We start from the raw sequence: 13,213 nt of genomic DNA, 5'->3' as shown, positions 1-13,213 counted from the left end.
CTCGGGGGACCGGGGGCCGGAAGGCCACCGGCGAGGGGGTTCGGGGGAGCTGGGCTCCCCCGTGAGGGGAGCCCGAGCGCGAAGCGCGAGGACCATGCCAGGTCAGTTCACGCGGACGCTCTGCCGTACCCGGACCTGGGTGGCGTCGTCGCAGGTGGCGCGGGCGCAGAAGTACAGGAGCAGCATCGGTTTCGCCGGGCGGTCGACGACGTAGCCGACGAAGCCCAGTCTCGATCCGCCCCTCGGGTCCTGCAACGTGCCCTGGAAGCTGCGGGCCTGGCTGCTGCCCGCCTGGTCCTCGACCGGGTTGCGCGGGATGGTCACCTGGCCGGGCAGCAAGCCTTCCAGCGTCGATTTCATCTGGTCGGCCGTCGCGGTGCCGTCCAGGGTGTCGGAGAGCTGGACGTACACCCCGGACGCCGATTCCGGGTCCTCGGAGATGATCGGGGCCACTCTTGACCAGTCCGCGCTGGCCCCCGACACGAACAGCGACTCGAACTCGGCCGCCCTCGGCGACACCACCGCGAACAGGTCCCCGTGCGTGATGGCGGTCCAGCCCGACGGGTGGTCGAACGTCAGCGGAGCTGCGGCCGTCTGCCGGTAGCCGGTCCACGCGTCGGAGCGCTGGTTCATGAGCAACAGCACCACCAGGACGAGCGCCGCCACCGCCGCTGTCAGGGCGGCCAGCACGATGGGCAGCTTGCCGCCCCGCCGTACCGGCATCGGGTCCGCGCCACCGCCCGACAGCGCGCCGCCACCCGAGGCAGCGCCGCCGCCCGAGAGCGCGCCGCCGCCCGAGGGCGCGCGGCCCGCGGCGCGGAAGGCGGAGGGTTGCGCGCGCGGCGCCGTCTCCGAGACGTGGCCGCTGATCGCGTCGCGCAGCGCGGCCACGAACGCGGTGCAGCTCGGGTAGCGCTGTTCCGGCGCCTTGGCCAGGGCCCGCATCATCACCCCGTCCACCTCGAGCGGCAGATCGGGCCGTACCTGTGACAACGGCGCCGGCTGCTCGGCCAGGTGCGCCCACAGCAGCGCGATGTCGTTGTCACGCTGGAACGGCAGCCGCCCCGCCAACGCCTCGTAGGCCACGCAGGCGAGGGCGTACTGGTCGCACCGCCCGTCCACCGTCTCCTTGTTGATCTGCTCGGGGGACATGTAGCGCGGCGTGCCGATGAACTGGTCGGTCTGCGTCAGCCCGGAGATCGAGGTGCGGTGCTTGGTGATGCCGAAGTCGGTCAGGTACACGTGGTCGGCGGCCAGCAGGATGTTGGCGGGTTTGACGTCGCGGTGGATCAGGTCGTGGGCGTGGGCGGCGTCGAGGGCGGCCGCCACCTGGGCGAGGACCGTGTTGACCTGGGCGACGGGCAGCGGGCCGCGGTCGTAGATGAGGCGGCGCAGGTCGGAGCCGTCGACGTAGCGCATGGCGATGTAGAGGACGCCGGAGGGGTCGGCGTTGGCCTCGTAGATGGGGATGATGTTGGGGTGTTCGATGCTGGCGACGGTGCGCGATTCCAGGATGAAGCGCTGGCGGAAGCGGTCGTCGACGCTGAGGATCGGGTTGAGGATCTTCAGGGCCACGCGCCGGCTCAGGCGCGGGTCGAGTGCCAGGTAGACGACGGCCATGCCGCCTTTGCCGACGATGTTCTCGATGAGGTACCCGGCGACCTCCTGCCCGATCAACGATCTGTCGTTCACGTCGGCAGCCCGCAGTAGCCGCAGAACCGGTGTCCGTGTCCGAGCCTCATGCCGCAGCCGGTGCAGTAGCGCTGCTCCGAGGCGATGAGCACGGGGTTGGGCGCCGCCTGGAGCGCCTGGTCGCGGCGGACCACGACGGTCTCGGTGGAGCCTTCGTCGAGGCGGGGCCGTACCGCGGCCAGGCCGTCCGGTGGACGGGGCACGGGGGCGGGCCCGCGGCCGCGGCGCCACAGGAGGTACGCGCCCACCAGGGCCGCCACGAACAGCACCCCGGCGGCGGCGATGAACGGCCACAGCGGGACGGAACTCCCCTGCCGGATGGGCGCCTGCTTGGTGCCGGCGTCCTCGGAGGTGCCGCGCTTGGCCAGCGAGGTCTTCAGGTGCGCTCCGGCGACGATGTGGCCGGGGTAGAGCTCCATCACACGCTGGAAGCCGGGCGCGGCCTCGGTGTAGTACTTGGTGTGGAAGCGGGTGAGCGCGGCCTCGAAGGCGGAGTCGACCGCGCCGCGCCTGGGCGTGACGCCGGCCGCGGCCAGGGCGGTGGTGATCTCCCTGACGCCGATCATCCTGGCGTCCTTGCCGCCGCCGACGAGCATGCCGATGACGTGGCCGTCCTTGTCGCCGATGACGGGGGCGCCGATCATGCCGCGGTCGGCGAGGCCGCCGAGTTTGACCGGTTCGTCGACCTTCTTCTCCGGGTCGGAGAAGGGGCGCCCGCCCTGTCCGGAGCCGCCCTGGCCGAGGTGGGCGATCTCGACGGTGTGCTGGACCTTGGCGGCGGGGCGGCCGAGGAATCCGGCGACGTTGGTCGGCGAGCCCGGCTTGTCGGGCACCTTGTCGGCCAGGGGCGCGGTGGGCATGCCGACGCTGCCGTCGGCGCGGCCGGTGGGGACGAGCACGGCGGGGGTGTCGGGGCCGGCGCCCGCCTTCACGACCTCGGCGGTGAAGCCTTTGGCGTCGGGCGGCGAGATGTTCGGAAATATCGTGATGCTGGTGGTGGCGTTGATGATGCAGGTCGCGGTGGGGCGTTTGGGCGGGTAGCAGTCGCGCAGGTGCCGGTCGAGTTGCGGGTCGTCGAGCTTGTGCCGCTTGAAGTCGGCCGGGACCTTCACCTTGTGGTGCTCGGAGAAGACCTTGTTCGCGGCATAGATACGCACGTCGTCGGGGCTCTGCACGATCCTGGTGAGCGTCACGATGGCGCCCTCGGGATTGACCACGATGCCGGTGCCCTTGCCGATCGGCAGATCGTAGGCACGTTCCACATGGACGAGGTCGCCGATGTGGTCCAGCAGCGTGATCTCCACGTGCGCCGTCGCCTCGATCCTGACCACCGCCGGCGTCACCAGATCGGTGATGCCGCTCGGGTGTTCGTGGGCCAGCGCGGGCAGGCCGAGCACGACCACGGTCATCGCCGTGGCGCCCACCAGAGCCGTGAGACGCGACATTTCCGCTCCCCTACGAAATGGATAGGAACAGCGTCCCAACCACCCGGCATAAGTCAAGGTCCCGGCACATAGACAAGCGCTTGCTAGGCAACCTACGGTGAACCCGATGAGCTACGTGATCGCCGTCGACGTGGGCGGCACCTTCACCGATGTGGTGCGGCGCGGATCCGACGGCCGGACCGTGGTGGCCAAGGTACTCAGCACCCATGACGATCCGGTATCAGGCGTAACGGCGGGCATCCGCCGGGTCCTCACCGACCCGTCCGAGGTGACCAGGGTCGTCCACGCCACCACGCTGGCCACCAACGCCGTCCTGGAGCGCAAGGGCGCGCGCGTCGCCTTCGTCACCACCCGCGGATTCCGCTCGGTCATCCCCCTCGGCCGCTACGCCCGCGTCGAGGAGGACCGCTACGACCTGCGCTTCACCCCGCCCCCGCCGCCGGTCGCCGCCGAGGACTGCTTCGAGGTGGCCGAGCGCGTCTCCAGCCGCGGCGCCGTACTCACTCCCCTGGATCTTGATTCGGTACGGCGGGCCGCCACCGTCATCGCCGCCCGGGGCATCACCTCGGCCGCCGTCTGCCTGCTGCACTCCTACGCCAACCCCGTGCACGAACGCCAGGTCGCCGCGATCCTGCGCGAGAGCGTCCCCAACGTGGCCGTCTCCAGCGAGGTGTGGCCGGAGATCCGCGAGTACGAGCGCGCCACGACCACGATCATGTCCGCCTACATCGGCCCGCTCATGTCCGACTATCTCGGCCGCCTGCGCGGCAGCCTGCGCGAGCTGGGCATCGACGCCCCCGTGCACGTCATGGACTCCGCCGGCGGCGTCATCTCCGCCGAGCTCGCCGCCCGCCGCGCGGTGGCCACGATCGAGTCGGGCCCGGCCGCCGGAGTCCTGGCCGCCGCGGCGAGCGGGCTGCCCGCGGTCATCTCCTTCGACATGGGCGGTACCACCGCCAAGGCCTGCCTGGTGCGCGACGGTGTCCCGGAACTGACCCGCGAGTTCCACGTCGGCGGCAAGGGCAGCTTCGGCGGGCGGCGCGCCGGCACCGGCGTGCCGATCAAGACGCCCGCCATCGACCTGGCCGAGGTGGGTGCCGGTGGCGGCAGCATCGCGTGGGTGGACGAGGCGGGCGCGCTGCGCGTTGGTCCGCGGTCGGCCGGCTCCTCCCCCGGGCCCGCCTGCTACGGCCTGGGCGGTTCCGACCCGACGGTCACCGACGCCAACCTCGTGCTCGGCTTTCTGTCCTCGGCGTCGATCCCGTTGTCGCGGGCGCTGGCGGTGAAGGCCATGCAACGGCTGGCGGTGCCGCTCGGGGTGCCGGCGGAGGAGGCGGCGCAGGCCGTGCACGAGATTGTGTGCGCGTCGATGGCGTCGGCGGTGCACGTCGTCACCGTGCAGCGCGGCATCGACCCGCGCGGCTTCACCTTGGTGGCCTTCGGCGGGGCGGGTCCGATGCACGCCTGCCGGGTGGCCGAGCGCTTCGGCATCACGGACGTGCTGGTGCCCGCCCACTGCGGGGTGGCCTCGGCGGCGGGCCTGCTGACGGCGGTGCCGGCGACGGAACGTGTCCGCTCCGCCCTGTCCGCGCCCGACCCGGCCCGGATCTTCGCCGAACTCGCCGAGGAGGCGGCGCACGACCTCGGCCTCCCCCTGCCAGAGCTGAAGGTCACGCGGCTGGCCGACGTGCGCTTCACGGGCCAGGCGCACGACCTGACCGTGGAGTGGAGCGACGACCCCGGCACGCTGTCCGCCCGCTTCTTCGCGAAATACACGCAGGTGTACGGCATAGCCCAGCAAGGCCCGACCGAGCACGTGAGCTACCGCGTCCGCGTGACCCACGAAGCCGAGACCCCGGCGCCGGCCGGCATCCGTGCGGAGAGCCCCGCGGCGTCTCCGGCGAGCAGGACCGTGTACCTCGGCGGCCCCGTCGAGGTCCCGGTGCACACGCGCGCCACCTTCACCACCCTGGACGGCCCGGCCGTCATCGAGGACCCGGAGGCCACCATCGTCGTCCCGCCCGGCTGGCGCGCCCGCATCGGCGGGGCGGGAGCCGTACACCTGAAGCACGCATTGGACCCGGCCGCATGGACCTGACCGCCGAAGTGCTGCGCCACGCGCTGGTCGTGGCCGCGGAGGAGGCGAGCATCGTCGTCGTGCGCTCGGCCTACTCCACCTTCATCGTCGAGGGCTCCGACGCCTCCGCCGCGATCCTCGACGCCGGCGGCGCCCTGATCGCGCACTCCATGGCCACCACGCTCATGAACAGCATGGCGCTCAAGGTCGCCCTGCCCGAGGTGCGCAAGGACCACCCGGACATGCGCGACGGCGACGTCTACGTCACCAACGACGCCTACCGGGGCGGCGTCCACACCAACGACCTGCTCGTCTTCCGCCCCGTCTTCGTCGGCGGCGTCCCGCGTTACTTCACCGCCACCATGATCCACGTCTCCGACCTGGGCGGGCTGTCGGCGGGCGGCATGGCGCCGCTGGCCACCGACATCTTCCTGGAGGGCCTGCAACTCCCCCCGATCCTCCTGGCCACCGACGAGGGCGTGGTGCCGGCGGTGGAGGCGGTGCTGCGCGCGAACAGCCGTACCCCGGACAAGGTCATGGGCGACGTCCGCGCGCTCGTGGCCGGAACCGCCGTCGCCGCGACCCGCCTGCGCGCCCTCATCCAGGAGTACGGCGAAGCCGGCCTGGCCAGTGGCATAGCCGGCTATCTGGACTACACCGAGGAAAGGACCCGGGCAGCCCTGGCCGCGCTGCCGCGTGGCCGCTTCACCGCCGCGTACCCCATCGACGACGACGGCCTGGACCCTGACACCCCGCACCACGTCCGGGTCGCGGTCACGCTGACGGGCCGCGGTGCCGTGCTCGACTTCGCGGGCACCGGCCCGCAGGTGCCCGCGGCCATCAACGCCTCGGCGTCGCAGTCGCTGGCCGCGGCGGTGTTCGCGCTGCGCTGCTTCCTGGACCCGTCCATCCCCATGAACGAGGGCTGCCTGCGCGCCCTGGACATCCGCCTGCCCGAGGGCTCCCTGCTGAACGCCCGCTCCCCCTACCCGTGCGGCGGCCGGTTCGTACCGATCTACGCGGCGATGGAGGCGGTCATCCAGGCGTTGTCCGAGGCGGTGCCGGAACGAGCGATCGCGGCCAGCGGGATTCTGCAGCCGTTCTCGATCGCCGCGGTGGGCGCGCCGTACTGGATCCACCTTTCCTACGACTTCGGCGGCGTGGGCGCGCGGCGCGGCCTGGACGGCCCGGACGCGACCGGCGTGCACTTCGGCATCGGCCGCAACTCGGTGCCGCAGGCCGAGCCGGTGGAGAGCCGGTGCCCGCTGGTGGTGGAGTCGGTGGAGACCATCCCGGACTCCGGCGGCCCGGGACGCTGGCGAGGCGGCCTGGGCACCCGCACCGTCTACCGCTTCCTTACGGCCTGCCACGTCACCACCCGCGGCGACCGCCTGCGCATCCCGCCCCCGGGCCGCGAAGGCGGCAGGCCGGGCCGTCTGGGCGGCTTCTTCAGACGGAACCTGGACGGAACGGTCGAACGCCTGGCGTCAAAGGTGAACAACGTCCGCTTCGCCGAGGGCGAGGCGTTCATCGTCGAGACCACGGGCGGCGGCGGCCTGGGCCCGCCCGCCGACCGGCCCCGCGAGGAGGTGGAGGCCGACCTCCGTTCGGGCCACATCACCGAACACGGCGCCCACCAGGACTACGCCCCGCGCAGCCTGACCAGATCGCCGGGATCGAAGGCGACCTCGTAGGGAGCGCTGAGCCGCGCGACCTCTCCCGCCTTGTAGACCTCGGGGCCCGCGTAGCTGCCGTCGTCGAGGGTGTAGACGTAGAGAGCTTCTGGCTCGATCCGCCAGTAGGTGGGGATACCCGCCTCGGCATACACCGTGGGCTTGGTGGAGCGGTCACGTGCCCTCGTGCTCGGGCTGACGACCTCCACGGCGAGCAGGATGTCCGCCGGGGCGAACATCAGCTCATTGGCTTCCACCGCAGCCATCGGCACAACCACGACGTCAGGGATGAAGCAATCCCTCTCAGTCACCCTGAGATTCACCGTCGACAATGGCTCCAGCGCCGGCGGCGCGGCTTCTTCGAGCAAGCGCACCAGCCGGAGGATGGAGAACTGGTGGAGGGGAGTGGGGGGAGGGCTTACCAGTAGGCTCCCGTCGAAGAGCTCGTAGCGGTTCCCGTCGTCGGGGAAGCGCAGCAGGTCATCGACGGTGAACGGCGGTCTTCCCGGAAGAACCGTACTCGTCTCGGTCGGTTCGGGAACTGCCCTAGTGGTCATCTACTCAGTATCCGGGCTTCCGTCACTTTCCGTCATGGGGTCGCCACTTTTCGGCGCCGGTGCGGACGGCGGTGTGGACGGCGCGGGCCATGCGGGAGCCCCAGTCGGAGCGGGGGCCGCCGAAGAGTTCCTCCGGGCCCGAGGAGCGGACGGCCACGCAGACCGCGTCCGAGGCGGTTCCGGTGCAGGGGAAGCCGGCTTCGGCCAGTGCCTGCGCCTTGGCCTCCGTTACCGTCATCACGGTGTTGACCAGGGCGGCGTCGGTCATCGCCACCGGCGCCACCACGACGATGTTGATCGTGCCCACGCGGATCGGGGCGAGTTCCGGGTCCACGACGTCGGGGGGCGCGGCGGCCCAGGTGGGGACGCGCAGGCCGACCGTGGCCCAGGCGGTCGCGCCGCCGTCGGCGGCGGTCTCGACGCGGTCGACGGAGGCGGCGGTCATCATGCCGACCCCCGAGCCGCCGGGGCCGAGCGCCGTGAGGTGGTCGACCGGGTCCATGCGTGAGTACCCGGCCACGACCTGGGCGTTCAGGATCCAGGAGCGGGGGCCGATGCCGCCGCCGAGCATGGCCGAGGAGATCGTCCGCCAGCCGGGCCCCAGCTCCCACAGCAGCGACCCGAGACGGACGCCGTCCTCGGCGCGGTAGGAGAGGTTCACGGTCCTCCTCGGATCAGGTGGACGACGGGGCGCCCGTCCGGGCCCGGTTCGATCTTGACATGAGCGTCGAAGTGCCGCCCCACGAGCGCCTCGGTGAGCACCTGGACGGGCTTGCCGTGCGCGGCGGCGCGGCCCTCGGCGAGCAGGAGGAGGGTGTCGGCGTACTGGCCGGCGACGGTGAGGTCGTGCAGGGTGGAGACGACGGTGAGGCCGTCGGCCAGGCGCAGGCGGTCGACGAGTTCGAGTACCTGCTGCTGGTGGCCGAGGTCGAGGGCGGTGGTCGGCTCGTCGAGCAGCAGGATGGGCGCCTGCTGGGCCAGGGCTCTGGCCAGCACGACGCGCTGGCGCTCGCCGCCGGACAGTTCGCCCAGCCGCCGGCCGGCGAAGGCGCCCAGGTCGAGCCGTTGCAGGACGGACGCGGTGACCTCCCGGTCGTGGCGGCTCTCCCGCCCCAGATAGGGGATGTACGGCGTGCGGCCCAGCAGCGCGTACTCCAAGACGGTCATGTCGGGCGGCAGGGCCGGCGTCTGGGGTGCGTAGGCGACCAGGCGGGCCCTGGCCCTGGGCTTGAGCGAGGCGGCGGGACGCTCGTCGATCGACACCTCGCCGCGGTGGCCGACGATGCCCATGACGGCCTTGAGCAGCGTCGACTTGCCGGCGCCGTTGGGGCCGATGACGGCCAGCCATTCGCCGCGCCGTACCTGGAGGGTGACGTCGGAGAGCACCTCGCGCTCGCCGAGCGTGACCGACAGGCCGCAGACGCCGATCATGTCGAGGTCCTGCGGGTCATGCGGAGCACGGCCACGAAGAACGGCGCGCCGATGAACATGGTCACCACGCCGATGGGGAGTTCCGCGGGGGCGATGACGGTGCGGGCGAGCAGGTCGGCCAGGACGAGGAAGGCGGCGCCGCCGATGAGCGAGAGCGGCAGCACGATCCGGTAGGAGCCGCCGGCGAGCCTGCGCACGACGTGCGGGACGACGATGCCGACGAAGCCGATCAGGCCGCTGACCGCGACGGCCGCGGCGGTGGCGAGGGAGGCGGCCAGCAGGACGGCCAGCCGTACGCGGGAGGCGCGCACCCCGAGCGCGGTCGCCTCGTCGTCGCCCACGGACAGCACGTCGAGCATGCGCCCGTGCACGAGCAGCGCGGCCGACGAGACGGCGGCGTAGGGCAGAACGAGCCAGAACTGGTCCCAGCCGCCGCCGACGTCGCCGAGGATCCAGGAGTAGATGCGCTGCAGTTCCTCGACCTTGAACTGCTGCACGAACGTCTGGATGGCGGTGAGGAAGGAGGTGACGGCGACCCCGGCCAGCACCAGGGTGGCGGTGCCGCCGGAGCGCCCGGCGGTGTTGCCGAGCGCGAAGGCCAGCATGACGCCGCCGATCGCGCCGACGAACGCGGCGACGGGGATGGTCAGGACCGGCGCCGGAACCATCACGATCACCAGGGTCGTGGTGAGCCCGGCGCCCGCGGCCGCGCCGAGCAGGTACGGGTCGGCCAGCGGGTTGCGGAAGACGCCCTGGTACCCGGCGCCCGCCATGGCGAGCAGGCCGCCGACCACGGCCGCGACCAGGACTCTGGGCAGGCGCAGCTCGTACAGCAGGCCCTTCTCGATCGGCGCGAGGCCGGAGTCGATCTCGACGAACGGCAGCCAGTCCAGCGCCTGGAGCACGACCTGCCACGGCGAGATGCCGGCGGCGCCGCCGAGCAGGCCGGCGACCATGCTGGCGGCGAGCACGGCGAGCGCGCCCGCCACCCAGAGCGGCCGCGCCCGTGCGGGCCTGAGCTGCGTGTCGAGCACTACTTCGCGGCCGCCTTGTTCACCGCGTCGCCGATGGCCTTGGCCAGGTCGACGACGCGCGGGCCCCAGCGGGAGGCGATGTCGTCGTCGAGCAGGACGACCTGGTCGTTCTTGATGGCCGACAGGCCCTTCCAGCCGGGGCGCTTGGCCAGCGTGTCCTTGTTCTGCTGGCAGCACTTGACGTCGGCCAGGAAGATCAGGTCGGGGTCGGACTGGGCGACGAACTCGGCCGAGAGCTTGGGGTAGCCGCCGGCGGCGCCGGGGGCCTTGTCGGCGATGTTGGTCATGCCGAAGATCGAGTAGATCTGGCCGATGAAGGTGCTGGACGTCGCGGCGTAGGGGGTCTGGTCGAGCTCGTGGTAGTAGGTGAGCTTCTTGTCCTTGGGCGCGGCGGCGGCGAGCTTGTCCAGCTCGGCCTTCATGCCGGTCACGACCTGGTCGGCCTTGTCCTTGTTGCCGGTGGCGGCGCCGAGGTCGGCGATCTCGTCGTAGGCCTCGTCGATCTTCGTGGGAGCCGGTTCGAGCAGGACGGGCACGTTCAGCTTGCCCAGCTCGGCGACGATCTTGTCCTGGTCGTTGGACAGCACGACGAGGTCGGGCTTCTTGGCGACGATGGCCTCGACGTTGGGCTTGAACCCGGACAGGTCGCTCTTGGGGGCCTCGGGCGGATAGTTCGACTGGTCGTCGGCGGCGATCACCTGCGGGCCGGCGCCGATCGCGAAGAGCGTCTCGGTGTGGGCGGCGGACAGCGAGATGATCCGCTCGGGCTTCTTCGCCAGCGTGACGGAGCCGTTGCCCGCCTCGATCGTGACGGGGAAGCCGGCCGCGGCGGCGGGGGCGGGCGTGGCCGACGAGCTGGTGGGCGGGGCGGACGAGGTGGTGGTCGTGCCGGTCTGACCGCAGGCGGTCAGGACGAGCGTTCCCAGCAGCGCGCCCGCGAAGGCCGTGCGTACGGGCCTCACGAGGAGTCCTTTCAGATCGGAACCGAGAGACCCGCGGTAAAGCGACGGATCACCCTTTTCCACGAGGGTTGATGACGTCGGCGCGGTGGCAGGCGACCTGGCTTTGACAGTTGCGGGACAGCGCCGGACTCACACCGGACTTCGCTGCGACACTGCGCGTCGGACAAACGCTATCAATTCTCCGAAGCTGGTCGGAGTCAAGGGGTGGTGACTTGATTCTCCGCCTCGGAGATGATGCGCTGCAGCCGCAGTCCGTGGGCGGCGTCCAGGGGGTGCCCGCCGCCCTGCCGTACGGTCTGGGCGAACTCGGCGGCCACCACGTCCAGGGGGTCGTCGTCGAAGTGCGGGAGCGTCACGTTGCCCTTGCGCCCGTAGACGGCGAACGTCGAGGGCGGCAGGTCGCCGGCGCCGGCCATGCACAGGGAGATCTCGCTCACGGCGCCGCCCTCGTGGTCGAGCAGCAGCCCGACCCAGCCGAGCGGGTCGCCGTGCGCGCGCACGCCGGTCACCCGGCCGAGCGCGGCGTCGAGCAGGTCGATGACGTGCGGGCCGACGTCGAGCAGCGCGCCGCGCTGAAGCCGCCACGGGGTGCCGAACGCATGCTCGCCGTTCAGCACGTCGCTGACGTTGACGGCGTGCCCGCCGAACGGCTCGATCTCGGCGCACCGGGCCAGGAACTCGCGGGCCTGCGGGGCGTACCGCAGGGTGAGCAGCATCTGGGAGGCCACGCCCGTCTCGGCGACCGCGTCGGCCAGCCGCTGGGCGCCATCCAGGGAGTCGGCGAGGGGCTTCTCCAGCAGCAGCGCCTTGCCCGCCCGCGCCGCCTTCACCCCCAGCTCGGCCTGTACGGCCGGCGGCACGCAGAAACACACCGCCTCACACGCGTCGAACAGGTCCTCGATCCGCTCGAACACCGGCGCCCCGAGCCGGGCGGCGGCCTCCGGCCGGCGGGCCCAGACCCCGGCGAACTCGATCTCCGGGCTCTGGGCCAGCATCGGCGCGTGCGCCATCTCCGCCCACGGACCTGCCCCGACCAACCCGACCCTCACCGGTTCCATGTCACCATTTAACCGGCAATTCGGTCAGCCCTCGACCGACGATCGACGTCCGGTAGACCACGGGCCCCGGAACCAGGCGCAGGCCGGGCAGCCGCCGTCCCAGCACCTCCAGCGCGGTACGCAGTTGCAGCCGCCCCAGCGCCGCCCCCACGCAGAAGTGGATGCCGTAGCCGAAGACCATGTGCGCGTCGGCGTTGGGCCGGGCGAGGTCGAAGGTGTCGGGATGGGCGAAGACGGCCTCGTCGTGGGCGGCCGAGTCGGTGGACAGCAGCACGAGCGACCCGGCCGGGATCGTCACCCCGTGCAGCGTGATGTCGGACGTGGCGTACCGGAAGGAACCCAGCGAGGCCCCGTCGATGCGCATGCACTCCTCGACCGCGGCGGTCAGCTTCTCCGGCGGCACCGGCCAGATCCCCTCGCGCAGCAGCCGCAGCACGCTGTTGCCGAGCTGGTTGGGGACGGTGTCGTTGCCCCCGAGCAGGATCGTGGAGATCAGCTCGACCACCTCGCGGTGCGACAGCTCCTTCCCGATCAGCCCGGTCATCAGCGAGGTGAAGTCGTCGCGCGGCTCGCGGGCGCGGGCGGCGACGAGGCGGTCCACGTAGTCCAGGTACTCCAGGAAGCTGTCGGCCAGCACGAGCTGGCGCTCCGGCGGCTGCGGCGACAGGAAGAGCTGGAACCAGTCCTTGACATGCGCCCGCACGAACCCCTCGTCCGCCTCCGGCACCCCGATGAAGCGGGCGGTCAGCTTGACCGACGGCTCGTGGCCGAGATCGCGCACGAAGTCCGCCTCGCCCCTGGCCTCGATCCGGTCCAGCAGGTCCTCGTTGAGCTCGCGGAAGCGCCGCTCCAGCGCGGCGACCGCGCGTGGCGTGAACGCCCGCGAGACCGACCTGCGCAGCCGGGTGTGGTCCGGCGGGTCCACGTTGGCCACGAAGCTGGACAGGAACGAGCCGTGCTCGCCCAGCTTCTCGCGCGTGCGCTCGGTGAGGCTGCGCGAGATCGTCAGCGACCCCTCGGAGGAGAAACGCCTGGGGTCGCCGTAGGCGGCGCGCACGTCGGCGTGCCTGGTCAGCACGTACGCGCCCAGGTGCTCGCTGCGGAAGACGGGGTGCTCGCGGCGCAGCCGTCTCAGGAAGCCGTAGGGGTCGGCGACGTGCCAGTCGGAGCTGACGTCGAAGTCCATCAGATCCTCCTGAGGGGAGTGAAGGCTCTGGCCGTCGGGGAATCGTGAGTGAGAGGCCAATGCTTTGGCCTGCCTGGTCTGCGCATCGCAGATCTCTT

At 71.8% G+C, this 13,213-nt stretch carries 11 protein-coding genes; 2 read left to right on the top strand and 9 right to left on the bottom strand.

The window, feature by feature from the left end; all coding sequences use genetic code 11:
* Positions 1 to 102 precede the first annotated feature (102 nt).
* Both ACFWYW_RS52435 and ACFWYW_RS52430 read right to left on the bottom strand, forming a co-directional pair.
* Positions 103 to 1,692 carry a serine/threonine-protein kinase gene (locus tag ACFWYW_RS52435; protein ID WP_379626725.1) on the bottom strand — a complete coding sequence of 530 codons (1,590 nt, stop codon included), beginning with the start codon at positions 1,690 to 1,692 and terminating at the stop codon, positions 103 to 105.
* Positions 1,689 to 3,137: a hypothetical protein gene (locus ACFWYW_RS52430; RefSeq protein ID WP_379626727.1), complete on the bottom strand. Its 1,449-nt coding sequence runs from the start codon at positions 3,135 to 3,137 to the stop codon at positions 1,689 to 1,691. Before ACFWYW_RS52430 ends, ACFWYW_RS52435 begins: the two co-directional genes overlap by 4 nt.
* 106 nt (positions 3,138 to 3,243) lie before the next feature.
* Between ACFWYW_RS52430 and ACFWYW_RS52425 the strand changes: the two genes are divergently transcribed.
* Together ACFWYW_RS52425 and ACFWYW_RS52420 are read left to right on the top strand one after the other, a co-directional pair.
* A complete protein-coding gene (locus ACFWYW_RS52425; protein WP_379626729.1) occupies positions 3,244 to 5,235 on the top strand; it encodes a hydantoinase/oxoprolinase family protein in 1,992 nt (663 codons plus the stop codon).
* Positions 5,226 to 6,908: a hydantoinase B/oxoprolinase family protein gene (locus ACFWYW_RS52420; protein WP_379626731.1), complete on the top strand. Its 1,683-nt coding sequence runs from the start codon at positions 5,226 to 5,228 to the stop codon at positions 6,906 to 6,908. Before ACFWYW_RS52425 ends, ACFWYW_RS52420 begins: the two co-directional genes overlap by 10 nt.
* Here the strand turns inward: ACFWYW_RS52420 and ACFWYW_RS52415 are convergent.
* The 7 genes from ACFWYW_RS52415 to ACFWYW_RS52385 form a co-directional block, all read right to left on the bottom strand.
* The gene (locus ACFWYW_RS52415) at positions 6,857 to 7,444 is read right to left on the bottom strand and encodes a Uma2 family endonuclease (RefSeq protein ID WP_379626733.1); all 588 of its coding nucleotides are present in this window, start codon (positions 7,442 to 7,444) and stop codon (positions 6,857 to 6,859) included. The genes ACFWYW_RS52420 and ACFWYW_RS52415 overlap by 52 nt on opposite strands.
* 22 nt (positions 7,445 to 7,466) lie before the next feature.
* Positions 7,467 to 8,105 (bottom strand): adenosylcobinamide amidohydrolase, encoded by a 639-nt coding sequence (locus ACFWYW_RS52410; protein WP_379626735.1) that lies wholly within the window; start codon positions 8,103 to 8,105, stop codon positions 7,467 to 7,469.
* Complete coding sequence (locus ACFWYW_RS52405) at positions 8,102 to 8,875, bottom strand: ABC transporter ATP-binding protein (RefSeq protein ID WP_379626737.1); 774 nt, start codon at positions 8,873 to 8,875, stop codon at positions 8,102 to 8,104. The genes ACFWYW_RS52410 and ACFWYW_RS52405 overlap by 4 nt, the downstream gene beginning before the upstream one ends.
* A complete protein-coding gene (locus ACFWYW_RS52400; protein WP_379626739.1) occupies positions 8,872 to 9,909 on the bottom strand; it encodes a FecCD family ABC transporter permease in 1,038 nt (345 codons plus the stop codon). Before ACFWYW_RS52400 ends, ACFWYW_RS52405 begins: the two co-directional genes overlap by 4 nt.
* Positions 9,909 to 10,871, bottom strand: coding sequence for an ABC transporter substrate-binding protein (locus tag ACFWYW_RS52395; protein ID WP_379626741.1), 963 nt, complete (start codon positions 10,869 to 10,871; stop codon positions 9,909 to 9,911). Before ACFWYW_RS52395 ends, ACFWYW_RS52400 begins: the two co-directional genes overlap by 1 nt.
* Positions 10,872 to 11,068: 197 nt before the next feature.
* Positions 11,069 to 11,929 (bottom strand): Gfo/Idh/MocA family protein, encoded by an 861-nt coding sequence (locus ACFWYW_RS52390; protein WP_379626743.1) that lies wholly within the window; start codon positions 11,927 to 11,929, stop codon positions 11,069 to 11,071.
* Position 11,930: 1 nt separating this feature from the next.
* Positions 11,931 to 13,115, bottom strand: coding sequence for a cytochrome P450 (locus tag ACFWYW_RS52385; protein ID WP_379626745.1), 1,185 nt, complete (start codon positions 13,113 to 13,115; stop codon positions 11,931 to 11,933).
* Positions 13,116 to 13,213: the final 98 nt, after the last annotated feature.

Source organism: Nonomuraea sp. NPDC059023 (assembly GCF_042740095.1).
Taxonomy (GTDB): domain Bacteria; phylum Actinomycetota; class Actinomycetes; order Streptosporangiales; family Streptosporangiaceae; genus Nonomuraea.
Note: the sequence above shows the minus strand (reverse complement) of the source record. Positions and strands in the feature narration are given on the sequence as shown.

Bases quoted from the DNA above. Each gene is read 5' to 3' on its own strand.
- ACFWYW_RS52430 (WP_379626727.1), bottom strand. From the start codon at position 3,137: ATGTCGCGTCTCACGGCTCTGGTGGGCGCCACGGCGATGACCGTGGTC.
- ACFWYW_RS52425 (WP_379626729.1), top strand. From the start codon at position 3,244: ATGAGCTACGTGATCGCCGTCGACGTGGGCGGCACCTTCACCGATGTG.
- ACFWYW_RS52420 (WP_379626731.1), top strand. From the start codon at position 5,226: ATGGACCTGACCGCCGAAGTGCTGCGCCACGCGCTGGTCGTGGCCGCG.
- ACFWYW_RS52415 (WP_379626733.1), bottom strand. From the start codon at position 7,444: ATGACCACTAGGGCAGTTCCCGAACCGACCGAGACGAGTACGGTTCTT.
- ACFWYW_RS52405 (WP_379626737.1), bottom strand. From the start codon at position 8,875: ATGATCGGCGTCTGCGGCCTGTCGGTCACGCTCGGCGAGCGCGAGGTG.
- ACFWYW_RS52390 (WP_379626743.1), bottom strand. From the start codon at position 11,929: ATGGAACCGGTGAGGGTCGGGTTGGTCGGGGCAGGTCCGTGGGCGGAG.
- ACFWYW_RS52385 (WP_379626745.1), bottom strand. From the start codon at position 13,115: ATGGACTTCGACGTCAGCTCCGACTGGCACGTCGCCGACCCCTACGGC.